This is a genomic window from Lentibacillus halodurans (genome assembly GCF_900112045.1).
GTDB lineage: Bacteria > Bacillota > Bacilli > Bacillales > Amphibacillaceae > Lentibacillus > Lentibacillus halodurans.
On record NZ_FOJW01000001.1, the window covers coordinates 484,121 to 510,136 of the forward strand.

At 41.3% G+C, this 26,016-nt stretch carries 33 protein-coding genes; all 33 read right to left on the bottom strand.

Annotated elements, in window-relative coordinates:
• Positions 1-5: 5 nt before the first annotated feature.
• Complete coding sequence (locus BM195_RS02515; protein WP_090233036.1) at positions 6-311, bottom strand: hypothetical protein; 306 nt, start codon at positions 309-311, stop codon at positions 6-8.
• Between the two features lie 620 nt (positions 312-931).
• Entirely contained in the window at positions 932-1,708 is a 777-nt protein-coding gene (locus tag BM195_RS02520; RefSeq protein ID WP_090233038.1) for a FliA/WhiG family RNA polymerase sigma factor, read from the bottom strand.
• Between the two features lie 53 nt (positions 1,709-1,761).
• On the bottom strand, positions 1,762-2,259 hold the full coding sequence (locus tag BM195_RS02525) for a chemotaxis protein CheD (protein ID WP_090233041.1): 498 nt from the start codon (positions 2,257-2,259) through the stop codon (positions 1,762-1,764).
• Positions 2,252-2,887, bottom strand: coding sequence for a chemotaxis protein CheC (locus BM195_RS02530; RefSeq protein WP_342028004.1), 636 nt, complete (start codon positions 2,885-2,887; stop codon positions 2,252-2,254). The genes BM195_RS02525 and BM195_RS02530 overlap by 8 nt, the downstream gene beginning before the upstream one ends.
• Positions 2,874-3,362, bottom strand: coding sequence for a chemotaxis protein CheW (locus BM195_RS02535; protein WP_090233043.1), 489 nt, complete (start codon positions 3,360-3,362; stop codon positions 2,874-2,876). Before BM195_RS02535 ends, BM195_RS02530 begins: the two co-directional genes overlap by 14 nt.
• 49 nt (positions 3,363-3,411) lie before the next feature.
• Positions 3,412-4,008, bottom strand: coding sequence for a CheB methylesterase domain-containing protein (locus BM195_RS02540; RefSeq protein WP_090233045.1), 597 nt, complete (start codon positions 4,006-4,008; stop codon positions 3,412-3,414).
• A 3-nt stretch (positions 4,009-4,011) separates the two neighbouring features.
• Positions 4,012-4,875: a MinD/ParA family protein gene (locus tag BM195_RS02545; RefSeq protein WP_090233047.1), complete on the bottom strand. Its 864-nt coding sequence runs from the start codon at positions 4,873-4,875 to the stop codon at positions 4,012-4,014.
• On the bottom strand, positions 4,865-5,974 hold the full coding sequence (gene flhF / locus BM195_RS02550) for a flagellar biosynthesis GTPase FlhF (protein ID WP_090233051.1): 1,110 nt from the start codon (positions 5,972-5,974) through the stop codon (positions 4,865-4,867). The genes BM195_RS02545 and flhF overlap by 11 nt, the downstream gene beginning before the upstream one ends.
• Positions 5,971-8,004: a flagellar biosynthesis protein FlhA gene (gene flhA, locus BM195_RS02555; RefSeq protein WP_090233056.1), complete on the bottom strand. Its 2,034-nt coding sequence runs from the start codon at positions 8,002-8,004 to the stop codon at positions 5,971-5,973. The genes flhF and flhA overlap by 4 nt, the downstream gene beginning before the upstream one ends.
• Positions 8,005-8,132: 128 nt before the next feature.
• Positions 8,133-9,218, bottom strand: coding sequence for a flagellar biosynthesis protein FlhB (gene flhB, locus BM195_RS02560; protein WP_090233059.1), 1,086 nt, complete (start codon positions 9,216-9,218; stop codon positions 8,133-8,135).
• Complete coding sequence (gene fliR, locus BM195_RS02565) at positions 9,219-9,998, bottom strand: flagellar biosynthetic protein FliR (RefSeq protein WP_090233062.1); 780 nt, start codon at positions 9,996-9,998, stop codon at positions 9,219-9,221.
• A gap of 3 nt (positions 9,999-10,001) precedes the next feature.
• Positions 10,002-10,271, bottom strand: coding sequence for a flagellar biosynthesis protein FliQ (gene fliQ, locus BM195_RS02570; protein ID WP_090233064.1), 270 nt, complete (start codon positions 10,269-10,271; stop codon positions 10,002-10,004).
• Positions 10,272-10,286: 15 nt separating this feature from the next.
• Positions 10,287-10,952 (bottom strand): flagellar type III secretion system pore protein FliP, encoded by a 666-nt coding sequence (fliP, locus tag BM195_RS02575; protein ID WP_090233067.1) that lies wholly within the window; start codon positions 10,950-10,952, stop codon positions 10,287-10,289.
• Positions 10,945-11,592 (bottom strand): flagellar biosynthetic protein FliO, encoded by a 648-nt coding sequence (locus BM195_RS02580; RefSeq protein WP_090233070.1) that lies wholly within the window; start codon positions 11,590-11,592, stop codon positions 10,945-10,947. The genes fliP and BM195_RS02580 overlap by 8 nt, the downstream gene beginning before the upstream one ends.
• A gap of 15 nt (positions 11,593-11,607) precedes the next feature.
• Positions 11,608-11,970: a response regulator gene (locus tag BM195_RS02585; protein WP_090233073.1), complete on the bottom strand. Its 363-nt coding sequence runs from the start codon at positions 11,968-11,970 to the stop codon at positions 11,608-11,610.
• A gap of 26 nt (positions 11,971-11,996) precedes the next feature.
• A complete protein-coding gene (gene fliY / locus BM195_RS02590) occupies positions 11,997-13,121 on the bottom strand; it encodes a flagellar motor switch phosphatase FliY (RefSeq protein ID WP_090233075.1) in 1,125 nt (374 codons plus the stop codon).
• Positions 13,114-14,109 carry a flagellar motor switch protein FliM gene (gene fliM, locus BM195_RS02595; protein WP_170848120.1) on the bottom strand — a complete coding sequence of 332 codons (996 nt, stop codon included), beginning with the start codon at positions 14,107-14,109 and terminating at the stop codon, positions 13,114-13,116. The genes fliY and fliM overlap by 8 nt, the downstream gene beginning before the upstream one ends.
• Before the next feature lie 69 nt (positions 14,110-14,178).
• A complete protein-coding gene (gene fliL, locus BM195_RS02600) occupies positions 14,179-14,598 on the bottom strand; it encodes a flagellar basal body-associated protein FliL (RefSeq protein WP_090233078.1) in 420 nt (139 codons plus the stop codon).
• Positions 14,591-14,809, bottom strand: a complete 219-nt coding sequence (locus BM195_RS02605; RefSeq protein WP_090233081.1) for a flagellar FlbD family protein — start codon at positions 14,807-14,809, stop codon at positions 14,591-14,593. Before BM195_RS02605 ends, fliL begins: the two co-directional genes overlap by 8 nt.
• Positions 14,810-14,854: 45 nt before the next feature.
• Entirely contained in the window at positions 14,855-15,658 is an 804-nt protein-coding gene (gene flgG / locus BM195_RS02610) for a flagellar basal body rod protein FlgG (RefSeq protein ID WP_090233084.1), read from the bottom strand.
• A gap of 86 nt (positions 15,659-15,744) precedes the next feature.
• The gene (locus BM195_RS02615; RefSeq protein ID WP_090233087.1) at positions 15,745-16,122 is read right to left on the bottom strand and encodes a TIGR02530 family flagellar biosynthesis protein; all 378 of its coding nucleotides are present in this window, start codon (positions 16,120-16,122) and stop codon (positions 15,745-15,747) included.
• Between the two features lies 1 nt (position 16,123).
• On the bottom strand, positions 16,124-16,627 hold the full coding sequence (gene flgD / locus BM195_RS02620) for a flagellar hook assembly protein FlgD (RefSeq protein ID WP_090233222.1): 504 nt from the start codon (positions 16,625-16,627) through the stop codon (positions 16,124-16,126).
• A gap of 9 nt (positions 16,628-16,636) precedes the next feature.
• Entirely contained in the window at positions 16,637-17,989 is a 1,353-nt protein-coding gene (locus BM195_RS02625; RefSeq protein WP_170848121.1) for a flagellar hook-length control protein FliK, read from the bottom strand.
• A gap of 32 nt (positions 17,990-18,021) precedes the next feature.
• Positions 18,022-18,615: a MotE family protein gene (locus BM195_RS02630; RefSeq protein WP_090233093.1), complete on the bottom strand. Its 594-nt coding sequence runs from the start codon at positions 18,613-18,615 to the stop codon at positions 18,022-18,024.
• Position 18,616: 1 nt separating this feature from the next.
• Entirely contained in the window at positions 18,617-19,066 is a 450-nt protein-coding gene (gene fliJ / locus BM195_RS02635; RefSeq protein ID WP_090233097.1) for a flagellar export protein FliJ, read from the bottom strand.
• Positions 19,066-20,379 (bottom strand): flagellar protein export ATPase FliI, encoded by a 1,314-nt coding sequence (gene fliI, locus BM195_RS02640; protein ID WP_090233100.1) that lies wholly within the window; start codon positions 20,377-20,379, stop codon positions 19,066-19,068. Before fliI ends, fliJ begins: the two co-directional genes overlap by 1 nt.
• Positions 20,376-21,137 carry a flagellar assembly protein FliH gene (gene fliH / locus BM195_RS02645; RefSeq protein WP_170848122.1) on the bottom strand — a complete coding sequence of 254 codons (762 nt, stop codon included), beginning with the start codon at positions 21,135-21,137 and terminating at the stop codon, positions 20,376-20,378. The genes fliI and fliH overlap by 4 nt, the downstream gene beginning before the upstream one ends.
• Positions 21,130-22,140, bottom strand: a complete 1,011-nt coding sequence (gene fliG / locus BM195_RS02650) for a flagellar motor switch protein FliG (protein WP_090233108.1) — start codon at positions 22,138-22,140, stop codon at positions 21,130-21,132. The genes fliH and fliG overlap by 8 nt, the downstream gene beginning before the upstream one ends.
• Positions 22,141-22,152: 12 nt before the next feature.
• Positions 22,153-23,754, bottom strand: coding sequence for a flagellar basal-body MS-ring/collar protein FliF (gene fliF / locus BM195_RS02655; protein WP_090233113.1), 1,602 nt, complete (start codon positions 23,752-23,754; stop codon positions 22,153-22,155).
• Between the two features lie 195 nt (positions 23,755-23,949).
• Complete coding sequence (fliE, locus tag BM195_RS02660) at positions 23,950-24,219, bottom strand: flagellar hook-basal body complex protein FliE (RefSeq protein ID WP_244535649.1); 270 nt, start codon at positions 24,217-24,219, stop codon at positions 23,950-23,952.
• A gap of 99 nt (positions 24,220-24,318) precedes the next feature.
• Positions 24,319-24,777, bottom strand: a complete 459-nt coding sequence (gene flgC / locus BM195_RS02665; protein WP_090233121.1) for a flagellar basal body rod protein FlgC — start codon at positions 24,775-24,777, stop codon at positions 24,319-24,321.
• Positions 24,778-24,780: 3 nt separating this feature from the next.
• Positions 24,781-25,179 carry a flagellar basal body rod protein FlgB gene (gene flgB / locus BM195_RS02670; RefSeq protein WP_090233125.1) on the bottom strand — a complete coding sequence of 133 codons (399 nt, stop codon included), beginning with the start codon at positions 25,177-25,179 and terminating at the stop codon, positions 24,781-24,783.
• A 431-nt stretch (positions 25,180-25,610) separates the two neighbouring features.
• The gene (locus BM195_RS02675; RefSeq protein ID WP_090233129.1) at positions 25,611-25,916 is read right to left on the bottom strand and encodes a hypothetical protein; all 306 of its coding nucleotides are present in this window, start codon (positions 25,914-25,916) and stop codon (positions 25,611-25,613) included.
• Between the last annotated feature and the right edge of the window lie 100 nt (positions 25,917-26,016).

The window sequence follows — 26,016 nt, forward strand, 5'->3', positions numbered from 1 at the left end:
TCCCTCTATCCACTAAAATCAATTTTTTTACCAAGGTAGGGATGCTCTATGTCGAATTCATCCTGTTCTCCATCAGATTCGCCCTTCTGATCATCCAATGAATGTCTATGGTGATCCCTGGCATTTTCGTTAACATCTTGAATCTTTTCAAATTCCTGTACACGATTTCTCTTTTGCTCAGCTTCCTTCAACTGACTTTGGGCAAGTGACGCTTGAAAGTGCTGGTTTTGTTTTGACATTTGATCCTGAAGCTTTCCAGCATCCTGTGTTCTTGGAAGAGCCACTTGCATTTCAATTGATTTCCAGCCCATGCAGAATCACTTCTTTCATACGATAAGATTAATGACTCATCGTAATACTTTCGCCAAAACTGTTCTATTTCCTTTTTCTACTGGCTGTTTTCTAAAAGTTTGTTGCTTTTGCCACAAAATCTATAAAAAGCGACGTAAGTGCTATGTTGATTTCCGTTCCGGCTAGTCGCTTTCCGCGGACAACACTTCAGCCTCTTGGTAGAAAAGCACTTCCTTCGGGGTCTTCAGCCGTTGCTTTTCCCGCAGGAGTCCGACCGGCCTCCACTCCAATCAACAATCACAAGAGAGATTTAATGAAGCAACAGAAAAGTAATGATTATAAAGCACAGCCTCAGTGGAGGAAAAACACGGAGACTCCTGCGGAAAAGCGAAAACGATGAGACATCGCAGTGGGCGGTTTTCTCACGAGGAGGCTCATCGCAAACCAGTGAAAGCGACGAGCGAAATATCCATCAAGTAAGCTGCGAGTTGCGAGGAGTGCTGCTTCACTAAAAAGAAATTGCAACACGACGAACACCCAGTATTTTTCCGGAACGGCAGTCGAACCATCATCTAATGCGTCGCAGTTTATATCAACTGCGATGATCAAAATTTACAAAAAGCGTCTTTTTTCAATCCTCTCATAAATTGGCTTGTATTTTTTGAAGTGATTTACGCAGTTTGAATATCGCCTTCCGATGTATTTGTGATATTCTGGATGTTGTCAGTTCCAGAATATGACCTATTTCCGTCAATGTCAGCTCCTCATGATAGAATAAGCTGACTACCATTTGTTCGTTTTGATTAAGTGACTGCATACTTTCAATCAGCTCATCTTTTAATTCTGATTGAAGCATATGATCATCCGGCTGTACCGAGGATTGATCCGGTATCGTATAACCAATCCCCTCTTTATGTTCGTTTTCCTTATTCGGCTTCTCCTCAATCGACAGAATGTTAGCAACCAATGAGTCCCGTGCGAGTTCTTCTACTTCCTCTGCTGACATTTGCAGTTTTTTGGCAATTTCTTCTGATGTCGGGTCCCGCTGATAAATTTGTTCCAGTTCCTGTGATGCTTGCTCCACTTTCTTTGCTTTCTCCCGAATGGATCTTGGCAGCCAATCTTCTTTTCTCAGCCCATCAATAATTGCACCGCGTATACGAAAGGATGCATATGTATCAAACTTTAATTCGCGGCTATGCTGAAATTTGGTTAACGCATCAAACAGTCCCATCATGCCAAAACTTTTTAAATCATCCTTGCTCACATTAGAAGGGAGATTAATGGAAACTCTTTCGACATGGTAACTGACAAGATACATATAGTTGTCAATTAATTCATTGGCAGCTGACTGATCGTTATCTTCCAGCCATCGTTTCCACAATGACTGCACCAGAGGAGATTCATTTGTACTCATACGCTCAGCTCCTCCCTCTTTAGCTTTCTAAAAAAGTGGATCCGCTATTGTTCCTAAATAATTGACTCACCTTTATGGATCGTACGAACCTTCAAGGTACCTGCCGCCGGATCAAATTCAATTGTTCTGCCGCAGTTTCCTCCTACATCCATCGCCTCAGGTGTTATATGATAGTCGTGCAATTTTTCCCGAACGGCCTGTACATTTTTAGGTCCAATCCGGATCAAATCGTGAGCTGATTCAAATTCAAACATTTGTGCACCACCGGCTAATTTAGCCTTTAAAGCATATTTCCGAGCACCGACTGAATGCAGCATTTCTATTAATATATCAATTGCTGTATCTGCATATTTATAAACATTTTTATTGGCTTGTTTGGCCAGTCTGGAATTCGGAAGCATGATATGTGCCAAACCGGCAACTTGTTTGTCCAAATCGTATAAAATGACACCAACACAAGATCCGAGTCCGGACGTTCTGATTTTATCCGGCGCTTTTACAGTTTTCACATCAGCAATTCCTACTTTTACAATCGATTGCAGCTTACTCATTTTCTTCAATTCCCAATGATTTAAATAATTCGGAAAACGATTTCGGGTCAGGCAGGAATAAAAAATTTCCTTGGATGCGCTGATCAAACCCGCTATAGCTTATTTCGGTATCAATGATCAGCACGTAATCGGTCATTTGTGATACTTCAATTAGTGCATGGGACAATATGGCACCAGCCATATCAATGTGCATGGCCGGAACAGATGGCTGCATGTGAAGACCAGTGAAATCAGAAAGTGCAGACAAATAAGAGCTTGTAAGGATATTGCCGGTTTCTTTAATAGCAGAGGCTGCAAAATGATCGGTACCTCTGTTGTCTAATTGAACGTGTGGTTGTTTGGTAACACTTTTTGCCAATGACTCTGCCTCGTTAACCTTGAGAAAAAAGTATACATTTCCCGGAGCATCTCCAAATATATGAATCATAATACTTGCAACAGGAACGTCCGGACCGCCTATCCATTCCAAAACTTCATCAAATGGAACAATATGAACAGAGGGCACTTGCATATCAACCTTATGATCCATTAATTTTGACATTGAAGTGGCTGCATTGCCTGCACCAATATTCCCTGCTTCCCGCAATACATCCAACTGAATATCCGACAAACGGTTAGGTTCTATCATGTCCTGAATCCCCCGTCAATTCTAATTCCTTTATTTCGTCTGCTGACAGAACACGTTTTAAATGAAGCAAGATTAACAGCCGATCATCGGTTTTCGCAACACCTTCAATATAGTCAGCACTTGCCGCACCCGCTGTTTCCGGTGCAGGTTCAATCGCACTTTCAGGGATATCCATAACATCGTTTGCCGCATCTGCAATCAGACCAACCTCCATATCACCCCAAAATACGATGATGATACGGCTCGAAGGTGTAAAGTCGATTTTTTCCATACCAAAACGGGTTCTTAAATCAATAACTGGTGTCACAACACCTCGTAAGTTAATGACACCTTTTATAAAATCAGACGTTTGCGGAACTCTTGTAATGAGCTGTATTCGCTCAATGGATCTCACCTGTTGTACAGAAACAGCATAATCTTCATTATTCAGCTGAAAAACAATTACTTTGCGGTTTGCAACTGTTTCATCACTCATTTTGATTCCTCCATTAATCACTTTTATTTGACTAGTGCGTTTATACTGATCATGAACGCACCTTCACCAGCCTGTTAATCATACCCCCGATTTGTTGTATAGGCGCACAGTGATTCACTAGATTTGTTCCCATTGCTGCTTTGGGCATGCCGTACACGACTGAAGTCTGTTCTGACTCCGCAATGACCGTAGCATCCACATTGAATTTTTTTAACAGGCGGATACCTTCAGCCCCATCTGCTCCCATTCCAGTCAGTACAGCAGCAATTTTATGAACATGCTGCAAATATGCCATTGATTCAAAAAGTACATCAACGGAAGGTCTTTGTCCAAACCTGTGTTTTTCTTTATTCAGCTTAATCGTATGTTTTTTCCCTGCAGCGCTTATTTTCATATGGTAATCGCCAGGTGCTATGTAGGCTGTGTTATGTTCAATAATCTCCCCGTGGGCGGCCTCTTTAACATATATGTGTGCTGTTTGATTCAGGCGTTTGGCGAGCGATTGCGTAAATCCCGCCGGCATATGTTGTACTATTAAAACAGGTGCAGACAAATTAGCAGGTAAATCAGCCAGAACGCGCTGCAGTGCTTTTGGGCCGCCGGTTGAAGTACCAATTCCTATAACTGCTTCATATAAAGGTTCCATAAATTATCTCCCCATAAGCTGTTTGATCTTTTGTATAAAGGAAATAGATGCGTTATCATCTGCTTCTGGCTTATCTTCCAGGTAACTGGCGACAATTTTTTTAATCCCCTTTGAGACTGCAGCTTTTTCATTTAACAACACAAATGGTATTTGGCGTATAACAGCGGTAGATACGGTTTTATCATCAGGAAGTATCCCCAATTTTCGGACCTCTTTGTTCAAAAATTGCTGAATCACTCGATGAAACCTTTCAAGAGCTTGCTGACCATTTTTAGCAGAGGCAGTACGATTCATGATGACAGATAGCGGCAGGTCAGGCTTATGATTTACAATATGTTTGATCATCCCATATGCGTCAGTGATGGCTGTAGGTTCAGGGGTCGTCAGGACAATTCCTTCATCAGATGCGGCCACGATTGAAAGCGAATCATGTGTTGCTCCTGCCCCCATGTCAAAAATAATATAATCGTATATGTAGATCAGTTCTTCAAATTGCTGAAAAAAATAGTTCTGCATTGTACGATCGAGTGTAAGGAGATCATTCAACCCTGAGCCGCCTGAGACATATGCGAGTCCACGGGGACCGGTTTTGATAATTTCATGAACAGATAATTGCTCTGCAAACATATCTGCAATCGTCGTATGTGTGTCTAAACCGAGCAAAACATCAACATTTCCCATCCCGATATCAAGATCGAACAACAGCACCTTCTTCCCATGCCGCAACAGTTCCAGTGAAAAATTAAGTGCGACGTTTGATTTGCCAACGCCACCTTTCCCGCTCACAACCGAGATGGTTTTAGCTTCCCGCAAACGCTGTGTCATGCCCAGCTTCCTTCTCAGTTTTGCTGCCTGATCATGAATCATTCTGTTCACCTGCTATCAATTCACTGATCATTTGCGCATTAGGTTTCATAATATCGTCAGGAACATCCTGGCCATTTGTCAGAAAAGCAATGCCTAACTTATGCTTTAATGCGATATTCAAAATGCTTCCATATTGTCGTGTCTCATCAACCTTCGTGAAAATAACGTTCTGTATTGGTAAATGCTGAAATTGATCATATATTTTCATTATATCACTTGTTTTTGCTGTCAGAGAGAGAACAAGACAGGTTTCAACATTCCGATTAAAGGTAATGGTTTTTTCCAGGTCCCGTACATATTTTTCATCGCGGAAATTTCTCCCAGCGGTATCGACAAGAATTAAATCATAGGATGCAAACTTGTCGACCGCTGCTTTGTAATCTGATGGATTATAAACAACTTCCAGCGGAATATTGAGTATATTCGCGTATGTTTTTAATTGTTCGACCGCTGCAATTCGGTATGTATCAGCCGTAATGAGGGCGACTTGCTTACCATCGTTCATCATGCTTGATGCGGCGACTTTAGCAATCGTCGTTGTTTTCCCTGCACCTGTTGGACCGACAAACTGGATAAGCTTGTTATTTGCGGGCAAACCTTCAAAATTTAATGCGCTTAATCTATTTTCTATTTCGTGCTTCACATCCTGCAGAATCGTATCCCGGTCGGGCATGACACCATCTGTATTTTCATGGTTGCGGCCAACATCATCCAATAGACTTTTGGCGAGATCTTCATCTACCTCCTGATCGAGCAAATCGTGATAGATGATCTGATAATCGACGGGGTAGTCAGCATTGTTTACAGTCTGCACTTCAACCATTTTTCTCAGCTGTTTAATTTCATTTAACACAGGACTATCTATAACCGGCATTTTATGACTCGGTGTTTGTTTTACTGGCTCCTTCTCTCGCTTAACCGGTTTAGGCTGCGGATCCAGTGCAGCAACAACTTCAATATTCCTTTTTTTGAAAAGCCCCAGAAAACCACCTTTGAAAACCACTTTTGAATTTAAAATGACAGCTTCCAGGCCAAGTTCTTTCCGGACATGATTCATCGCTTCTGGCATCGTTGGCGCTACAAACTTTTTTACCTTCATGCTACATTCACCACCCCGACACTTTGTACATTCACACCAGGTTCCAGATCGTTATACGACAACACGACAACTTGCGGCAGAAAACGTTCCAGGAGCTGTTTCAAATACATCCTGACAGCCGGAGAACATAATACAATTGCTGTTTCCTCCTGTAATGTCATTTTTTCGACTTCTTCATGAATTGTTTTAATAATTTGTTCCTGTGATTCCGGATCCAACGCTAAATAATTGCCATGTTCTGTCTGCTGTATGTTTTCCGCAATCATTTTTTCAACTTGCCCTGATACGGTTATCACGTTTAGTGCCATATCGTCACCGGCATACTGTCTGGTAATTTGCGGTGCTAAGGCCTGGCGGACATATTCAGCAAGTAAGTCGGTATCATTTGTCATTTTCCCGAAGTCTGCCAGCGTCTCGAATATGATCGGTAAATTACGGACCGAAACATTTTCCCGCAGCAATTTGGCAAGAACTTTTTGTATATCACCGACTGATAAAGGGTCAGGTGTGACTTCATCAACTAAAATCGGATAGCTTTCTTTCAAATGATCAATTAGCTGCTTCGTCTCCTGTCGTCCTAACAGTGAATGGGCGTGTCGTTTGATCACTTCTGTAATATGTGTGGACACGACAGACGGTGGATCAACGACTGTATAACCAGAAAGTTCTGCTTCATCTTTATGTTCTTCACCAATCCATTTAGCCGGCAATCCGAATGCAGGTTCCTTCGTACTAATGCCCTCTATTTCATCGTCATCCATTTCAGGGGTCATGGCTAAATAATGATTCAGCAATAATTCCCCGGCCGCCACTTCATTACCTTTGATTTTCAGCCGATATCCGTTCGGTTCAAGCTGGATATTATCACGAATCCGAACGACAGGAACGACAATACCAAGTTCAATCGCCAGCTGCCTCCTAATCATGACAACCCGATCAAGCAAATCGCCACCCTGGTCTGCGTCAGCGAGCGGAATGAGTGCATAGCCAAATTCAAATTCGATCGGATCCATGTTTAGTAAATTAACAACATTTTCTGGTGAATTCATAGAGGATGATTCTGCCTGCTCCTCTTCCTCCATATCAGGTTCCTCTGTTTCATCCGTTTGCTTCAATAATACATAACCGCCCAATGCTAAAGAGAAAGCGATTATAGCAGTTAGCATAAAATTGATGGGTGTTAATCCAATCAGGAAAATAGTTCCTGCTGCGATAAACAGTAATTTTGGATATTGCAGGAGCTGTCTGGATACGTCAGTTCCCAAATTACCTGTTGTGGTCGTTTTGGTAACAACGATCCCTGTGGCAGTAGCTATCAGTAAAGCAGGAATCTGACTGACAAGCCCGTCACCGACTGTAAGACGCATATATGTATTGACAGCCTCGGTAAAGGTGAAACCCATTTGAACCATACCAATGACCAGACCAAAAATAATATTAATTAAAACAATGACAATACCTGCTATCGCATCACCTTTCACAAATTTGCTGGCACCATCCATTGCACCATGAAAGTCAGCTTCATTTTCCACCTTTTCGCGGCGTTCTTTTGCTTGTTGTTCAGAAATGAGACCCGCATTCAAATCCGCATCAATACTCATCTGTTTACCAGGCATCGCATCAAGTGTAAAACGTGCAGCAACCTCGGATACCCGCTCGGCACCTTTTGTAATAACGAGAAATTGAATAATAACCAGAATCACAAACACAACAAAACCGACTAGCGGATTGTTGCCAATGACAAATGAACCAAACGTATCAATCACACCGCCGCCATTAGCTTCCGATAGAATGGATCTGGTGGTGGATACATTCAATCCGAGCCGAAATAAAGTCAGCAGTAATAAAAGTGAAGGAAATATGGAAAATTGCAATGCTTCCTGTGTGTTCATCGACACCAGTATTACAACAAGCGCCAGCGATATATTACATAAAATAAGAACACTTAACAGCCATCCCGGCAATGGGACAACAAGCATAATAATAATTAAAATGACGCCTAATAATACTGATAAATCGCGTGCTTTCATGAATGGTGACTCCCCTTATTCTATTAAACTTCGGATTGTTACTTTTTGGTCTTTTTTCGTATAGATTGTTGTATTTAATCCGCAGCATGAATACACTGTTCTGATCGTTGCATAGAAGCAACCTGCTCTTAAATTTTTTTCTCCAGCCTGTATACATAAGCCAATATCTCTGCGACTGCCTTATAAAACGCCTCGGGTATTACATCGCCGATCTCGATAGTGTCGTATAACGCTCGTGCCAGTGATTTGTTTTCCACAGTAACGACATCGTTCGCTTTCGCTGTATCTTTTATTTTCAGAGCGATCTGATCAGCCCCTTTTGCAACAATAAATGGTGCCGTTGCTTCGGCTTCATCATACTTGACAGCTATCGCATAATGTGTCGGGTTGGTGATAACAACATCTGCTGAGGGCACTTCACTCATCATACGCCTTGTAGCCATTTCACGCTGTCTTTCTTTTCTTTTGGATTTGATCAGCGGATCCCCTTCCATATTTTTGTGCTCATCTTTGATATCTTTTTTGGACATCTTAATGTTCTTTTCAAAGTCATATTTTTGATAAACATAATCAAATACAGAAAGAAATAGTAACGCAATGGCTGCTGCAATTCCCATCATAATGGTAACTTCTCCAAAAAAGCCAATCGCGTTCTCAGCATTTTTAAAAGCCAGCATCATCATGTCATCTTTATAGATCCATATGACAAAAAATGTAATGACCCCAATCAGTACAATTTTCAATAATGACTTCAACAGCTCGACCAGCGCTCTGATAGAAAAAACCTTCTTCGTTCCTTGAATCGGATCAATTTTTTTCAGGTCGAATTTCAAGGGTTCAGTTGTAAATAAAAAACCGATTTGTGTAAAATTGGCAGCCAGTCCGGCAATAATGGCAGTAATCATAACTGGAGCCAATATGGTGGCCACCTCAATGAACACTTCCATCATCACTTGATTTACCGAATCGATCGTGACTTCCCAATGAATATATTCCGTAAATGTATGCTGATACAAGGCAGTCATATGATCTTTCATAAAACTTCCATATACAAATAAAATCATGAAACAAAAAAACAACAGAAACGCTGTATTGACATCCTGACTTTTGGCGACCTTACCCTTTTCCCGCTCGTCCTGACGTTTTTTCGGAGTCGCTTTTTCGGTTTTCTCTTCAGCGCCGGCAAAAAATTGCAAATCCAGTTTTAACCGCATTCAAGCACCTCCGAACAAACGCATCAAGTCACGCATCGCTATAAATATCGTTTCGAAAAGATTTTCGACCAGCATCATGTACAGACTAAGAAAAATCAAAATGACGACAAAGCTTACGAAAATCTTCAGCGGCAGACCTACCACAAATACATTCAGCTGTGGAACAGTCCTGGCTATAATCCCCAGTGCCACATCGACAAGGAACAAGCAGCCGACAATCGGAATAGCCATTTGGAAGGCTATTAAAAACATTTCATTAAACATTTGAATAATAAATTCAGCAATCTTACCATCCTGAAACGGTATAAAAGCTTCCAGCGGGATTAGCTGATAGCTGTTGAAAATGCCATCTATTAATAAATGATGACCATTGACCGATAATAGAAACAACAGGGCTATAATATAAAAATATTGACCGGTTAACGGGCTTTGGGCACCTGTTTGCGGATCCATGACATTGGCAATTGCAAAACCCATCTGAAAGTCGATAAAACCGCCTGCAACTTGGACTGCCGAAAGGATAATATAAGCAAGCAAACCAATCAGCAAACCAACCATGGCTTCTTTGATCAGCAAAAATAAGTAAGTATCATCAACAGGGACAGCGGAGCCATCCACCGTATAATACATGATAAACGCCAGAAAAAAAGTAAAGCCAATCTTGAATGGTGTCGGGATTGTTGTATATGAAAACAATGGCAGTGTAACAAAGAATGCTGCTATCCTGACAAAGACGAGCAAATAAACGGGAATAGCTGAAAGATTAATTAATTCCAGCATATGTTAACCTGTAAACTGATTCAAATTTTGATATAGATTGACCGTGAACTCAACCATTTGTGTCAGCATCCATGGACCCAAAAATACAATCCCGACAAACACAGCTATGATTTTTGGAATAAAAGCAAGCGTCTGTTCCTGAATTTGTGTCGTTGCCTGAAAAATACTGACTAAAAGCCCAACAGCCAATGCCAGGATAAGTAATGGGCCAGAAACAAGCAAAATCACATAGACGCCTCTTTCGGCCAGCGATAAGACATATTCACTGTTCACAAGACAACACCTGCCTTAAAAACCTTGTAAAAGGGATTGGGTAATCAAATACCAGCCATCCACCAGTACAAATAATAATATTTTAAACGGTAACGAAATCATGACAGGCGGCAGCATCATCATCCCCATTGACATCAGTACACTAGCCACAACCATATCAATAATTAAAAATGGAACAAATATCATAAACCCCATTTGAAAGGCGGTTTTCAATTCACTGATTGCAAATGCCGGAACAAGTGTCGTAAGAGGAATGCCCTCGATTGTTTCCGGCTGCTCCGCTCCGGAATAATCCATAAACAGCTGCAAATCCTGCTGTCTGGTATGAGTTGCCATAAAATCTTTAATGGGAGCACTTGCCCGGTCATACGCCTCATCCAGCGTTATCTCTTCCGCAAACAGAGGCTGTAAGGCCTCATCATTTATTTCCTGAAACGTCGGAGCCATAATAAAAAAAGTCAAAAATAGTGCTAAACCAATTAACACCTGATTGGGAGGCATTTGTTGTGTCGCCAGTGATGTCCTTACAAATGATAAGACGATAACAATCCGCGTAAAACTCGTCATCAGGATCAAAATCCCCGGTGCCAGAGATAAAACAGTCAATAATAGTAATAGCTGTACTGTTGTCGATACATCTGCAGGATCGGTACCGGAAAATATATCAATCATCTCATTCATAATGATCGTCCTTCTGCTTTGACTTAAGGAGCGAATTACGGGTCTGTTTCAATTTTTCCAGTTCTGATGCAAACTGTTTTTTGAAATCATTCGAATGATCATAATCTGATTTTCCGGTCATTGTTTGCTGCAAAAATGAAGTCAATCCACCCGCAGACTTATGTTCTCCGGCGTCATCACGATGTAATAGCGCTCTTTTCGTATCCTCATCTATAATTTCCTTCAGCAGCTCAACATTTTCGCCAACGCCAACCAAAAACACCTTTGACCCGATCCGGACCACCTGAACTGATTTATTGGGTCCGACTGAGATCCCGCCAATGTTCTCCAGACCCTTTATTTGCTGAAACCGTCTGCTGCGTTTATTCAAAAACTTTAACAATGTATAAATTAATCCTAAAACAAGAAGTAATGCCAAAACCATCTTCACTAAATTCATCCATAGTGATCCTGATTCTACACTCCCGGTTGTTTCAGACTGTTGATTATCGGCTGTATCGGCTGGCGCTTCATCTGTTTCGGTACAATCCTTATTTTCAATGCAGTTTTTCACATTCATTGAGGCCTCTGCAGCTCCATTTGGATAAATGACACACCATAATCCGATCAAACCAATAATCGCCATTATTTTCAGTTTCATGTAACTCACTCGTTTCTAGCCTAAAACTTTTCCGATTGCTTCAAGGACCCGATCTGCCTGAAAAGGTTTCACGATAAAATCTTTCGCTCCAGCCTGAATAGCATCAATCACCATTGCCTGTTGTCCCATCGCGGAGCACATGATGACATTCGCATCTGCATCGATTTCATTAATTTCCTTTAACGCAGCCAACCCGTCCTTTTCCGGCATTGTGATATCAAGCGTAACAAGGTCCGGCTGTAATTCCTTATATTGATCCACCGCCTGATTGCCATCCTGTGCTTCTCCCACAACATCGAAACCGTTTTTGTCCAGAATATCTTTTATCATCATCCGCATGAATGCTGCATCGTCCACGATTAAAACACGTTGTGCCATATTATTTAAATCCTCCCTGACCATTATTATTTTAATTTCAATAGCCGATCTGACTGGCTAATGATATCCGTTACCCGGACACCGAAATTCTCATCAATAACAACTACTTCGCCTTTTGCAATTAATTTTTCATTGACCAGAATATCGACCGGTTCCCCGGCAAGTTTATCCAGTTCAACAACTGCCCCGGCCGATAACTCCAATATGTCTTTTATCGATCTTTGGGTTCTTCCAAGTTCGACTGATACTTTCAGCGGGATATCCAATAACATATCAAGATTCCGCTTTTCATTATGGTTAAAATCTGCCTGTTCTAAATCAGAGAAAGCTGCCTGCTGTATAGACGAGGAATCCGAGTTGAGTTTATCACCCAAATATTGCGGATTTTGATTTTCATCAATACGCTCTGACTGTTGCCGATGACTATAATCGGACGTTTTTTCCACTTCTGCCGTCACAGCGGCTTCTTGTCTGCTTTCGTCCGAGGATGCCTCCATCAATTGCTCCACTAATTGTCTGGCGAACGAAAGTGGAATGACTTGCATAATATTCGAATCGATTAAATGGCCAACTTGTAAATGAAAGGAAACTTTGACCAGATAATCCTCATCGGTAATCACCCCGGTACTTTGCACGTTATCCCCCTTTTCCACCCTTATAGCTGGTGGAGATATGTCAATACGTTTTTCAAAAACAGTTGACATACTGGTTGCTGCTGTACCCATCATTTGATTCATCACTTCCTGAATGGCACTTAAATGGATCTCCTGTAATTCCTTATCAGGTGTAGTACCATCTCCTCCGAGCATGATATCTGAAATAACCGCAGCATCATCTGATTTCATCAAAAGTACATTTTGTCCATTGAACCCCTCGGAATAATTTACATGGATGCTTACTTGTTCCATTTCATTGTGAAAATCATCTTTCGTTATGACTGATACTTCGGGCGTTGTGATCTCAACTTTTTGATTTAACAAAGTGGACAAAGTCGTTGCTGAACTGCCAAACGAAATATTACCGATCTCACCCAGCGTATCCTGCTCTGTTGTGGACAGTAATTCAGACGTATTATGGGCGTCCTCAGCTTCATCCTCGCCGACTTTTAACAAGGCATCTATTTCGTCCTGGGAAAGCTTGCCATCATTCATCTTCGTTCCCCCTTTTGAGTTCCTCCAGCACTTGCACAGCCATTTTATTTTTATATTTACCTGGCTGCACATGAAACTTCGGCAGATCATTGATTTGCAATTGTAATGGACGATCAATCGGCTGATTTAATCCGATGACATCATCCTTATGTAAATGCAGCAGCTGATCGATACTAATTGTTGTCTCACCGAGAAATGTTTTTGCTTCGACCTCGGCACGCTGAAGGCTTTGTGTTATTTTCGCGTAAGATTCCGAATCCTGCTTATTCGTGTTTGACTGCATCCAGTAATGAACCGACAAATTCGGTATAATCGGTTCTAGCACAATATGCGGAATGCAAATATTGATCATACCGCTTGTTTCTCCAATGGTTGTGTCGAGTGATACGATCACGACGGTTTCATTGGGTGATACCATTTGCAGAAATTGCGGATTGACTTCAAACTCTTCCAGAACCGGATCAAATTCGATAATGGATGACCATGCCTCGGATAAACTTATTCGTGATTTCTCAAAAAGCTGTGACATGAGCATCGTTTCGATTTCAGTCAAGTTTTCCACTTTATTAATACTGCTGCCTCGTCCGCCCAGCTGCCGATCAAGCATGGCATAGGCAATATTCGGATTGACTTCCATTAAAATCCTTCCTTCCAGTGGCTGAACACTGAACATATTTAATACCGTCATTGTCGGAATCGATCTGATAAATTCCTCATAAGGTATTTGGTCGACGGAAGCAACAGAAATATTGACATATGACCGTAATTCTCCTGAGAAATAAGTCGTCAATAAACGAGCGTAATTTTCATGTATACGTGCAAGGCTTCTGATCTGATCTTTGGAAAACCGTAGAGCCCGCTTAAAATCATATACACGGACTTTCTGCTCTTCATTTTCTTGTTTTAACTCTTCTGCATTCATTTCGCCTGATGATATAGCAGACAATAATGCATCAATCTCATTTTGTGAAAGAACTTCTTCCACCAATAAACTTCACCTCCAAAATGGAGTTTCCTGCTTTTTATACACGTATAAAAAAGCGTGTATGAACCTCTTTTACTGTAAAATCTTGCTGGTTGTATAAACATCCGTAATACTTCCTTCTGTCATCACTTCATTTAATTTTAGCTGCACAGCATCCTCCAGATCAGACAGGCCTGATTTAAATTTTTCTTCATCCATTTCAGCAAGTTCTTTGATTAGAATATTTTTCAGCTGAAATTCCCTTTTCTGAGCTTCTTCCCTTGCCTTATCACTGTCGGTAACAACCTGGAATTGAATTCGTACGAAGCTTCCATTCTCCAGGTCAGTTGTAATTTCAGGTGTTTCATACGAATGTTCCAAAACCGTATCAAGGGATTGTGCATTGCCCTCACTTGGTTCATCCGTCACATATAATACGATAATCAATGCACCAACCCCGGCAAGTAAAAGCACAACAAGCGAGGTTATCATTGTTTTTGCCAGTTTACCCATTGCTATCACCTGCCTCTTTAAATCGGCTGTTCAATCCGATTTGCTTGTAGTAATTGGTTGCAAGCTGTGAGACATCGGATTCGGAATCTTTGACAACGATCTTCCTGCCATTTGTTAATGTAATGGTTGTATCCGGATGTGACTGAATCTGCTCGATCATCAAGGCATTTAATGTAAATAAATCTCCATTTAATTTCGTAAGCTGAATCATATGTTGGCGGGAGCATTCCTGTTTGGAACGCCCCCTACCCCCTTATTACCGTTTTAGATTCACAAGTTCCTGCAGGATTTCATCTGATGTCGTAATGATTCTCGTATTTGCCTGGAACCCGCGCTGTGCTGTAATCATTTCTGTGAATTCCTCAGCCAGGTCAACGTTGGACATTTCCAGTGCCCCGCTGACGATCGTTGCGGCTCCATCTGTTTCTGGATCCGTTAAATTGGGAACACCTGAATTATTTGATTCAAGATATAAACTCCCTCCATCTTTTTCAAGACCAGCCGGATTGGAAAAAACAGCGATTTGAATTTGCTGATTATCTTCCACGTTATTGTCGCCATCAACATACGTAACCGTTCCATCCTTTTCAATGTTGATGTTTGTAGCATTTTCCGGAATATTCAGATGGGATTCTTGACCATTTTCATCAACGCCCATCAAATAATAACCATCGGAATTTACAATATCGCCATTCGTATCCAGATAAAAATTCCCTGCACGTGTATATGCTTGTCCATCCGGCGTCTCGAGAACAAACATCCCGTCCCCTTCAAGCTGAAGATCCAGCGGGTTGTCGGTTGTTTGACTAAATCCCTGTGTATGAATATCATCTATTGAACCTAATTGGGAACCTAAACCGACCTGTGAGGGGTTAACACCGCCACGGTTTTCCGTTGGCCCCGATGCCCCGGTTGTCGTCTGACTCAATAGATCCTGAAATGTCACTCTGCCTTTCTTGAATCCTGCTGTATTGACATTCGAAATATTGTTGCCAACAACATCCAATTTTGTTTGAAATCCTTTCATTCCGGAAATTCCGGCATACATGGAACGTAACATGTCCTATCTCTCCTTTATTGGTTTTGGCTTAAGATTCTGGCGCTGTATCTATCAGTCAACAGCCTCGGCCTCCCCATAGGACCAGCCTATTCATCTATCAGAATCGTGCCATTTATATTGGTGAAAATTTTACTTACTGCCTCTTTTTTATTCATCGCTGTTATAACCGTATTGTTTTTAGCACTCACCAATAGTGCCGCTTCATCTGTCAGAACCAATGAGTCCGTGACACCTTTTTGTTTGGCTTCTCCCATTTTTGCTGAAATGGTCTGCCATTGTGTTTCATTAATGGTGATATCCCGCTCATTCAGTCGTTGTTCTGCGTGTTTGCTGATTTTGATATCCTGAACTTCCGTCAACACATCTTTGAAACTTGTTTCTGATTGACTGTGATTTGCAGGCATTTTCACAGTCGACAGCGGCATTGCATGATGCTGCTGTAATTGATGTATGCGGTGGTCCATGCTAATCACTTCCTTCGTCAGGATGGGGACCGTTTATATCATCAGCATCAGTTCCATTATTAGTATCTGCACTTGGATCACTTACTTGCGTGATTGAATCGGCGTAAATCTTTTCACCATTTTCAAGATCCAGAACAGCCAATCCTTCATGCTGACTTACTGCAGTAACCTTGCTTGTTTCAATATCAAGTTTTTCACCCGTTTCTTCATCGTAAGGATAGTAGGAAACTTCCTTACCAATCATGTGACTGTATTGAAGAATCGGTGAAACATTCTGCTGTTGTACCAGCTGATCAATCGAGTTTGCCATATTCATAGTCTGCTCCAGCTGTGAAAAGGATGCCATTTGTGATATGAATTGCTCGTTATCCATTGGACTGGACGGATCCTGATTTTGCAGCTGCGTCATTAAAATTTTCAGGAACTCATCCTTGCCAAGATCAGGACTTGGGACGCGTTCTGTCTGCTGATTATTCAAATAAAGGGATGAATCAATTGCCGTCATCTTTCTCACCTACACCTTCTCATTCATTAAAACCTCTTGTAATTGTTCATCAAAATCCTCTTCATCTTCAGGATGGTCGTCTTGTTCAAAATGGCCTGACTGTTCCTGGTCACGGTCATCCATTGGCTGTCCATCCTCTTTATGCTGGTTTGTTTGCATTTGCTGTGTTGTGACATCCTGTTTTTCCACCACTACCTGTTGTGGCGAAAACATGTTTTTAAGATGATGCATGTTTGCTTCCAGCATATCTTTAGCAGCAGCAGACGTAACAATGATTTTCACTGTCATTTCACCATTCATCTGCGTCAGCTTGACCATCATATCCCCAAGATTTTCGGGGCGCAGCGATATGTTTAATTGTGAAGTACCATTCTGCAGTGCCATAAACTTGCTCGTTTTCATGACCTTTTGAAACTGTTCGATTAATTGATGATCGATAGGCTGTGTGTTGGTCTGATTTAAATGAACAACATATTGCTCCACCTTTGACATCGGCATTGACGTAACAGTCTGCTGTCTGTTTGCCTTATCCAGTTGCAGCTGGCTTTGCATCGCATGCTGCAGCCATTTAGCGACATCACTGCTTGTTACTTTGGCATTTGAATTATACTGCTGCTTCATAACGAGCTGATTTCGTTTTTGAAAAGATTGAACAAGTTCCTTCCAGATAGCCTGATTTTTTTCATTGTTCCCAGAGATCGATTCCAATAAAGTGCCTGATTGTTTGTTCGTTTTCTTCGCAAGCGCAGTCCATTGTTCCAGTAACTTCAAAAGCTCTGGTGCCGCTTTTAAGACACTTTTCTGATCCGTTATTTGTGCCAGCACGTTTTCAGCTTTTGCAAGCAACGCTTCAAATTGATTTTGAATAGACTGATCACTCAATATAGGTGCCGATGTTTGCAAATGGAAAAGAAGAGGCATGTCCTTATTTTCTGTCATATTTCCAACTTCCTCTGTATGACCACCATGTTCTGTCAAAAGCCTGCTGATGGCAGCTTCCTGTAAAGCTTCACCTGACACTGCTCCGTCCTCCTCTGCAACACTGTCAATCAATCCCCGCAGCACCTGCATAGCTTCTTCCTTTGAGACTGCATGACCTATCAGTTTCTGAACTTCCTTTGAACCCGATAACAGTTGAATAAGTTCACTCATGTCCTCTGATCCTGATAACATTTGCTTTAATTCACGATTATCCTTTGTAATGGACTGGGCGTTGGTTATGTTATCCGTTTCATTACCGGAACCAGTTAACAGACGCTGGAAAACACTTTGCTGACCAGATGTTGCATCTTTATTGAGTGTTTGCAGTACACCGTCTTTTGACTGTATGAATTGGTTAAACAGCATTCCGACCGCATTCAATTTTTCACCCCCTTTCAAGTGGTTCTTCCATATCATTGTGTTTGATTGACAAACATTTGTGTTAACGTTGCTGCATAATCAGGTTCCATCGCTTCAAATATTTCACCGCGCGCATCATCAGGCAAATCTTCCAACACCGAAACCGCTAAATCCTGTTCCATATTTTGAAGAATTTGGGCAGCTTGTTCATTGTCCATATCCTGGAACGAAGAAGCGATTGCTGCGATCGATTCATTCCCAGAAGTTTCGTCATCCTCCGCCTCTTCATCAGCAGATGTCTGCTCATTCTCAAGTCTGACGATTTCTCGTTCCATTTCATCAATGGTTGATTCCAAATCGGCAACCTGCTGATTTAATCCAGCAATTTCCTCATCTTTACTTGTTATCGCTTCTTGCATTCTCTCTTCCGTGCGTTGTTCGCTCTCATCCTCATCGGGTGTCATAACCGCGGATAAAACAGGCACACTGCTGCCTTTTTCTTTAGCCCATCCGGCCACATCCACACCGGAAACTGTTAATATAACAACCACAAGGACTACTGCTGCTGCTGCCGGAATGACAATTGCAAACAGGAACCACAAAACTGGATTCATTTTCTTTTTTTCATTTTTAGGTTTCTCTGTCATATTACTCACCCGTTATTTGGCTTACATACTGCCGAATCGATATTTCATCCATTGATTCTTTTTCATTCTTTTTGATCATTGCTGTAGATGCTTCTTGGCGGTGTTCAATTATTTTTTCAAACTTTTTCACTTCCACATGTACATCAGACAAACGTTCATGTTTGTTTTCCATCTCATTCCTGGCTTGCTGCACTTCATGCTGCAACCTCATAACCTGCTGATTTAAATTCTCAATATAAACAGCCTGTTCCCGGATTTTGTCAATTGGAGTCGACTGCTGCAAATAATCTTCATACAAGCTTTCTGCTGTCTCTTTTTTCCGGAGCAGTTCGTATAATGCTGTCGCCGTTCTCTCAAAAATATCGATGGACTTTTGATATGCTTTCTGGGCGTGTGTCTTTTCATTTTCCCAAATATGCAGAACTTTTGAGAGTGCAGCTGTTTCTGTCATCAAACCCCTCCATTCAGCAGCTTTTGCATCTGATCAATTGATTCTTCCAATGCGTGATAGTCGGATATTCCCTGTTTCAAAAATGCGTTGATTTTTGGATGGTATGAAATAGCCCGGTCAATTTCCTGATTGGTTCCCCGTTTATATGCACCGATCTGTATCAGCTCGTTATTTTCCTCATATGTTGCCATTAATTCCCTGATCTGCCGTGCTGCATCTATATGTTTTTGACTTACAATTTTACGCATGACCCTGCTGATTGATTTGAGAACATTGATGGCAGGGAAATGCCCTTGCTCTGCCAATTTCCGGTCAAGAATAAAATGACCATCCAAAATCCCCCGTACACTGTCAGCAATCGGTTCATTCATGTCATCACCATCAACCAAAACGGTATAAAATGCTGTTATCGTACCAGATCTGCTTGTTCCGGTCCGCTCGAGCAACTTGGGAAGTGCTGCAAATACCGATGGTGTATAGCCTTTGGTTGTAGGCGGTTCACCTATCGCCAGGCCAACTTCCCGCTGTGCCATCGCTATTCGTGTTATCGAATCCATTAATAAATTCACTTGATATCCCAAATCCCTGAAGTACTCGCTGATAGCTGTGGCGGTATAAGCGCCTTTTATACGCATAAGAGCCGGCTGATCTGAAGTGGCAACCACAACAATTGATTTTTTTAAACCTTCCTCACCAAGTTCTTGATCGATAAACTCACGGACTTCCCTGCCCCGTTCCCCAATCAGAGCAATGACATTTATATCTGCACTGCTGTTGCGGGCAATCATACCAAGCAATGTACTTTTACCGACACCACTGCCGGCAAAAATGCCTATACGCTGTCCTTTGCCGACTGTCAGCAATGAATCGATGGATTTGACCCCTGTTTGTATTGGTTCCGAAATAGGAGGTCGTGTTAACGGATTGGGCGGTGCCTGCTCCGTTAAATAGCTCGACAGCCCTTTAGGAAGTTTAGAATCATCCAGACATTCGCCCACCGAATTCACAACATTCCCGATCAGTCCCCGGCCAATTTTGACCGTCAACGCTTTTCCTGTTGACTCCACCAAACACCCAGGCCCAATTTCAGTAACTTGTGCATAAGGCATCAGGATAATCTTTTCATTGCTGAAGCCAACAACTTCTGCTGTCACATATTTCTTTTTTGCTGTGCTATGTATACGGCAAACCTCGCCAATATTAGCTTCCGGTCCAAGAGATTCAATCATAAGTCCAACTGCACGCAATACTTTTCCATATCGTTTTAATGAATCAGCCTGATCAAGTGCATCTTGATATTTTGTCAGATTCATTGGCCACTCTCCATACTGACCTCGTATAAAACTTCCCGTAACTCCTGCAGCTGTACATCTATGCTCGCATCAATCTGACCAAAAGGATGCTCAATCAGACAGCTTCCTTCCTTTAATTCATCATTTGCATAAATGGTAACTTGTACGTTACGGTCATCAAAATGCGTGAGTTCATCCTTTTGCCTGATAACCAAATCATAATTTACCGGATGCAAATAAATGGCGATTTCTGATTTATCCTTTATACCCCTGATTGCTGACTGGACGAGGTGCATGAACATATCCGGATGTTCATCCAGCTGTTGCTGAATGATTTTTTCGGCAGTATGGATTGCCAGGTCTAAAATGATCTCATCACTTTGTTCAATTGTAGAATGATAGTCTTTTGTGGCAGCCCTTACCACTTCATTTGCATCTGCAATTAATTGTTTATATTGTTGAAGACCATCTGCTTTACCCTGTTCAAATCCTTCTGCATATCCTTCTTGTTTTGCCTGTTCGATATATTGCTGCTTTTTTGTTTCCCAATCCGCTTTCAATGTTTCGATTTCCGCATTTGTTTGACTTAAGAGACTTCTCTTCTCTTTCTTTATTTGCTGCAGCTCCTCATAAGCCTGATTAATTTCCGACTGTATATGCTGCTGCATATATTCTTCTTCCTTATCAGACTCAGATTCGTGCGGGTTCACATCGATGGGTCTAATGCTGATTTTTTTTGACTTGACGTTTTTCGGTCCGTTGGAATTAATGTTAGACAATAATATCGTCACCTCCACCACGAGCAACGACAATTTCACCAATGTCTTCAAGATTTCGGATAGCTCCGACAATTCTTGATTGTGCTTCTTCCACATCACGCAGGCGAACAGGACCCATGAATTCCATCTCCTCTTTAAACGTTTCCGCCATCCGCTGTGACATATTCTTAAACACAATTTCTTTCACTTCGTCACTGGCAACTTTCAGAGAAAGACGTAAATCTTCATTATCCACTTCCCTGATAACACGTTGGATGGCCCGATTATCGAGCACAACAATATCTTCAAAGACAAACATCCGTTTCTTGATTTCCTCAGCTAATTCAGGATCCTGTATTTCAAGCGTGTCAAGAATCGTCTTTTCAGTACTCCTATCAACACCGTTTAACACCTCAACGACTGACTGGATACCTCCTGTTTGCGTATAATCCTCCGTGAGTGAAGATGAAATTTTGCGTTCCAAAACTTGTTCAACCTGGTTTATGATTTCTGGTGATGTCGAATCCATTGTTGCAATTCGTTTGGCCACTTCTGCCTGCATTTCCTGTGGCAACTCAGATAAAATCACCCCGGCCTGTTCCGGATCGAGATACGATAATACGAGCGCAATGGTTTGTGGATGCTCATTTTGTATAAAATTCAGGACTTGCTGCGGATCTGCCTTCCGGGCAAAATCAAAAGGCCTGACCTGGAGTGAAGCAGTCAGGCGGTCAATGATATTGCTTGCCTCCTGGTCTCCAAATGCTTTCTCAAGCACCGTTTTCGCATAACCAATTCCCCCCTGTGATATATAGTCCTGCGCGACAGCGATTTGATGAAATTGATCCAGCACATCTTCCTTTAAATCAGATTCCACCTTTCTTACAGAGGAAATTTCCAGACTGAGCTTTTCAATTTCTTCTTCCGATAAATGTTTATAAATTTGTGCAGATACGTCCGGACCCAGGGAGATCAATAGAATTGCCGCCTTTTGCTTTCCGGTAAGTGTTTTTTGTTTAGGCATACATCTCTCTCCTCAATCATCAGAAATCCAACTTCTTAATAACTTAGCAAAATCTTCCGGGCTTTCTTTGGCCATTTTTTCCAGCTGTTTTTTGCGTACTGTCAACTCTGAGTCTTCGGTATTATCAATTTCCGGTACCTCTGATTCAGTCTCAACGGACACTGTGCTTTCCGTTACAGTATCTTCTTCCTCACGATTACGGTTACGGAACAGCATGATAATCAGGACAATGATAATAGCGAGCAATACACCGCCAGTAATATACATCCATACAGGTATGCCTGGTGCAGACGCCTGTGGTGAACCAATGCTTTCACTGAACTCCTGAAATACGATCGATGTTTTCTCCTCTGGCTGTATCTCTCCTTCATACTCGCTGTCAATAGAGGTGCTGATGATGGAATCCAAAATAGATGCGATACCAGCATCGACTGTTTCTTGCTCTTGGGCTGTCAAGTACTGTACTTCACCGTCCTGTTCACCCTTTACTTCGTCGACTGCAACCTGTATCCCCAAATCACGGATCTTATAAGGGCTTTCAACAATTTCTTTGCGAATCCGGTTATATTCATTATTAATCGTTTCTTGTGATAGCTCATATTCACCGTCTTCACCTTCTTCCACACCCTCATAATTTGCAATATCCTCGTCACCTGTACCCGCTTCACCACCAACAGGCGGATTGCCTTCATAAGTTTCCTCAATCGTTTCAATACTGACCGGCAGCCCTTCCATGTTCTCTATATCCACCGGCTCGACCAGCTCTTCTACACGATTTTCCTCAGTAAAATCAACATCAGCTGTAACTGAGACGATGACATTATCCATCCCGACCATTGCTCCCAGCATTTGCTGAAGACGCTGTTTTATATCCTTTTCAATATCCTCTTTAACTCCTTGCTGGTATGTATACGCATCTTCCTGACCGGCAGCATTCTGTGAATCTTGATCATAATATTCAAAGTACTGATCCATGATGGCAATATTCTCTTCGCTGAGATTCGGTACCGCTTTTGAAACCATATGATATAAAGCGTTAACCTGGTTTCCCTGAAAATCGTATCCAGGCTCTGTATTGATTACAATAGAAGCACTTGCTTCTTGCTGATCCTCACTGACAAAAACAGGCTCTTCAGGCATATTAATCATAACCTCAGCATCACTGATGCCTTCAACGCCTTTGACAAGGTTTGCCAGCTCTGTTTGCATGGCATCAAGCTTGATCATACTAAATTCATTGTCGGTTATACCCCATGAAGCATTTTCGCTAAAAAAGGAATAATCAATGTTACCACTGTCAGGAATTCCCTGACCTGCAAGATCTACCAGCAGTGAATCAACATCTGATTCCGGGACTTTAATCGTGGTCCCGCCATTTTCCAACTCATATGGCACGCTTCTGGAATCCAATTCTTCCTTGATTTGACTAACTTCCGGTGCTGATAAATCATTGTACAGCGGCACAAGCTTTGATCCAGAGGAAAATAATATCACTGTAAAAATCAAGGCAGCAACGATTGCAGCAGAACCTATGAAAATACCTTTTTGGGTTTTGGATCGTTCAACCCAAAAAGATTTAACGGTATCTTTGAATTTCATTATTTTTTTCTTCATATATTCCCCCGCCAAATTCTTAGAAAAACTTGGGTATGATTAATTTTGAAACATTGAAAAGCCCAGTTTTTCTGATAAGGTCAACCATAGATTTCCGACGTTATTCAATATAAGGCCTGAATTTAATAGCAACTCTTAGTACCTAATCAAAAATCGACGCTCATTTTTCAGAGAGCGGCTACATTCAGACTTCTATTATATTTGCATACGCATCATTTCATTGTAGGCATCAATGACTTTACGTTGAATTTGTACAGAACTCTCCAACGTAACACTTGCTTTTTGGGCTGTAATCATAACATCATGTAAATCATCGATCTCACCCTTTGCCATTGCCTCTGTCTTCTTATCGGAGGCGATTTGGGCATCATTCACACTGTCGATTGCGGTTTTGAGTGTATCGGCAAAATTTTGGTGTGCCTCACTCGGTGAAACGGTTTGCTTCGCGATTTCGGAATTTGGCATGACTGCCTGATTACTGATCCCATTCAAAAAAGTACTCATCATATCTCCCCTTATGTACAACGTGCAATTAGATTTGGTGACTGCGATGCTGCACTATGACTATTTTCCTATTTCAAGTGCCTTCAAAAGCATATTTTTACTTGCATTCACTGAAGTAATGTTCGCTTCATAGGATCTGGTTGCACTCATTAAATCAACCATCTCTTTCAACGGATCTACATTTGGCATTTCAACATAGCCTGCGTCATTGGCATCAGGATGGTCCGGGTTGTAAACCATTTCAAATGGTGTCTCATCCTCTGTTATCTGTGACACTTTTACGCCCGAGCCTGAATTGTCTGAACTAGAACCGACAGCGCGATCCAGAAAAGATTGAAAGTTATTTCCTGATGGTTCGAGTGTCACCATTTTCCTTCTATAAGGTTCATATTCGCCATCTTCATTCATCACAGCCCTTGTTGTCTGTGCATTCGCAATATTGGAAGAAACAACATCCATACGGAGCCGCTGTGCTGTTAATGAACTCGCACTTGTATTAATTGCATGAAATATCGACAATATTTAGTTCCCTCCTCCGATTACCGTTTTTAAGCTAGAAAATTTGCCGTTCATTCGATCAACCAGTGCTTGGTAGTATATTTGATTTTTCGCCAGCTCAGCCATTTCTTTGTCTACATCAACATTATTTCCGTTATGATTATATTCCGTATTCTGGCGTGACACTGTTTGTAACGATTGATCAGCATTTAAACGGTCAAAAGGAAGATGTTTTGAATCCGTACGTTTTGCGTTGAAAGAAGCATTTAATTCATTATTCAAAACGTTTTTAAATTCAACATCCTTCGCCTTATAACCGGGTGTATCCACATTCGCAATATTATTCGAAATAGCTCGATTTTTGGCTGATGCATACTTCAGCGAATGTTCAAGCGTCTGGAAAGAGCCCGTAAAAAGCTCCATGACTTTTTCCCCCTATTATTGTTTCGTATAAAACAACGGACATAAAGCACTATAACTATACGAATATTGTAATTTAAAAACCTTCCAAAGTCCATCATATTTCGACGTTTTTCACATTGGGAAAATTATTTGATTCTTATACCTATTACTTTTTACCTATTAAAACCCCAATAAATACCAGTAATTTTTCATATAAAAAGAGACTGTGACACAATTAAAACGTTCCACGCTAAAGACGAACGATTACAGGTCAGGAAATGAAGCATTTTACTTTTTCAACAGTCACATCTTTATTCATCGTTTATAACGACTGCGAAAGCGTGACAATTTGTTTCTTCCATTCTGATGTTAGTTGCGTGCGATCATTCGCTCCGGCAGCATACTGCGCTTTCCATGGGCAAGGCCTCAGCCTCCATGACCATTATAATCTCTTATCCACTTTCGCAAAACAGATGTACTGGATATGCCGTATTTTTGATCACATCTTTAAGTGAGTAGTGTTTGGATAGATAATCAGAAATAGCTGCCAACTTCACTTTTTTTGTATACACTTTCTTCTTAGAAGAGGTTCTCTTTAAACCTTTCCATCCATATTTGGTTACGGATTTCTTCCAATCCATAAGCGTTGTATGATGTACACCATACTTTTGATAAATACCTCTTAAGCTAAAACCTTTATGTTCATATGCATCCAATACTATTTGTTTAAATTCAATCGTATAATTCTTTCTTGGCATAAAAATAACTCCCCTCAAAGTAGCAGATTTTATTTTTTCATCTGTCTACTTAGAAGGGAGCATATCACATCGTTCGGATTTATCTTTGGCTAATATACTT

What these genes read in the sequence shown, in the direction of transcription:
- BM195_RS02515 (WP_090233036.1), bottom strand. Translation starts at nt 311, where the DNA reads ATGGGCTGGAAATCAATTGAAATGCAAGTGGCTCTTCCAAGAACACAG.
- BM195_RS02520 (WP_090233038.1), bottom strand. Translation starts at nt 1,708, where the DNA reads ATGAGTACAAATGAATCTCCTCTGGTGCAGTCATTGTGGAAACGATGG.
- BM195_RS02525 (WP_090233041.1), bottom strand. Translation starts at nt 2,259, where the DNA reads ATGAGTAAGCTGCAATCGATTGTAAAAGTAGGAATTGCTGATGTGAAA.
- BM195_RS02530 (WP_342028004.1), bottom strand. Translation starts at nt 2,887, where the DNA reads ATGATAGAACCTAACCGTTTGTCGGATATTCAGTTGGATGTATTGCGG.
- BM195_RS02535 (WP_090233043.1), bottom strand. Translation starts at nt 3,362, where the DNA reads ATGAGTGATGAAACAGTTGCAAACCGCAAAGTAATTGTTTTTCAGCTG.
- BM195_RS02540 (WP_090233045.1), bottom strand. Translation starts at nt 4,008, where the DNA reads ATGGAACCTTTATATGAAGCAGTTATAGGAATTGGTACTTCAACCGGC.
- BM195_RS02545 (WP_090233047.1), bottom strand. Translation starts at nt 4,875, where the DNA reads ATGATTCATGATCAGGCAGCAAAACTGAGAAGGAAGCTGGGCATGACA.
- flhF (WP_090233051.1), bottom strand. Translation starts at nt 5,974, where the DNA reads ATGAAGGTAAAAAAGTTTGTAGCGCCAACGATGCCAGAAGCGATGAAT.
- flhA (WP_090233056.1), bottom strand. Translation starts at nt 8,004, where the DNA reads ATGAAAGCACGCGATTTATCAGTATTATTAGGCGTCATTTTAATTATT.
- flhB (WP_090233059.1), bottom strand. Translation starts at nt 9,218, where the DNA reads ATGCGGTTAAAACTGGATTTGCAATTTTTTGCCGGCGCTGAAGAGAAA.
- fliR (WP_090233062.1), bottom strand. Translation starts at nt 9,998, where the DNA reads ATGCTGGAATTAATTAATCTTTCAGCTATTCCCGTTTATTTGCTCGTC.
- fliP (WP_090233067.1), bottom strand. Translation starts at nt 10,952, where the DNA reads ATGAATGAGATGATTGATATATTTTCCGGTACCGATCCTGCAGATGTA.
- BM195_RS02580 (WP_090233070.1), bottom strand. Translation starts at nt 11,592, where the DNA reads ATGAAACTGAAAATAATGGCGATTATTGGTTTGATCGGATTATGGTGT.
- BM195_RS02585 (WP_090233073.1), bottom strand. Translation starts at nt 11,970, where the DNA reads ATGGCACAACGTGTTTTAATCGTGGACGATGCAGCATTCATGCGGATG.
- fliY (WP_090233075.1), bottom strand. Translation starts at nt 13,121, where the DNA reads ATGAATGATGGCAAGCTTTCCCAGGACGAAATAGATGCCTTGTTAAAA.
- fliL (WP_090233078.1), bottom strand. Translation starts at nt 14,598, where the DNA reads ATGGGTAAACTGGCAAAAACAATGATAACCTCGCTTGTTGTGCTTTTA.
- BM195_RS02605 (WP_090233081.1), bottom strand. Translation starts at nt 14,809, where the DNA reads ATGATTCAGCTTACGAAATTAAATGGAGATTTATTTACATTAAATGCC.
- flgG (WP_090233084.1), bottom strand. Translation starts at nt 15,658, where the DNA reads ATGTTACGTTCCATGTATGCCGGAATTTCCGGAATGAAAGGATTTCAA.
- BM195_RS02615 (WP_090233087.1), bottom strand. Translation starts at nt 16,122, where the DNA reads ATGGACCACCGCATACATCAATTACAGCAGCATCATGCAATGCCGCTG.
- flgD (WP_090233222.1), bottom strand. Translation starts at nt 16,627, where the DNA reads ATGACGGCAATTGATTCATCCCTTTATTTGAATAATCAGCAGACAGAA.
- BM195_RS02630 (WP_090233093.1), bottom strand. Translation starts at nt 18,615, where the DNA reads ATGACAGAGAAACCTAAAAATGAAAAAAAGAAAATGAATCCAGTTTTG.
- fliJ (WP_090233097.1), bottom strand. Translation starts at nt 19,066, where the DNA reads ATGACAGAAACAGCTGCACTCTCAAAAGTTCTGCATATTTGGGAAAAT.
- fliI (WP_090233100.1), bottom strand. Translation starts at nt 20,379, where the DNA reads ATGAATCTGACAAAATATCAAGATGCACTTGATCAGGCTGATTCATTA.
- fliG (WP_090233108.1), bottom strand. Translation starts at nt 22,140, where the DNA reads ATGCCTAAACAAAAAACACTTACCGGAAAGCAAAAGGCGGCAATTCTA.
- fliF (WP_090233113.1), bottom strand. Translation starts at nt 23,754, where the DNA reads ATGAAGAAAAAAATAATGAAATTCAAAGATACCGTTAAATCTTTTTGG.
- fliE (WP_244535649.1), bottom strand. Translation starts at nt 24,219, where the DNA reads ATGCCAAATTCCGAAATCGCGAAGCAAACCGTTTCACCGAGTGAGGCA.
- flgB (WP_090233125.1), bottom strand. Translation starts at nt 25,179, where the DNA reads ATGGAGCTTTTTACGGGCTCTTTCCAGACGCTTGAACATTCGCTGAAG.
- BM195_RS02675 (WP_090233129.1), bottom strand. Translation starts at nt 25,916, where the DNA reads ATGCCAAGAAAGAATTATACGATTGAATTTAAACAAATAGTATTGGAT.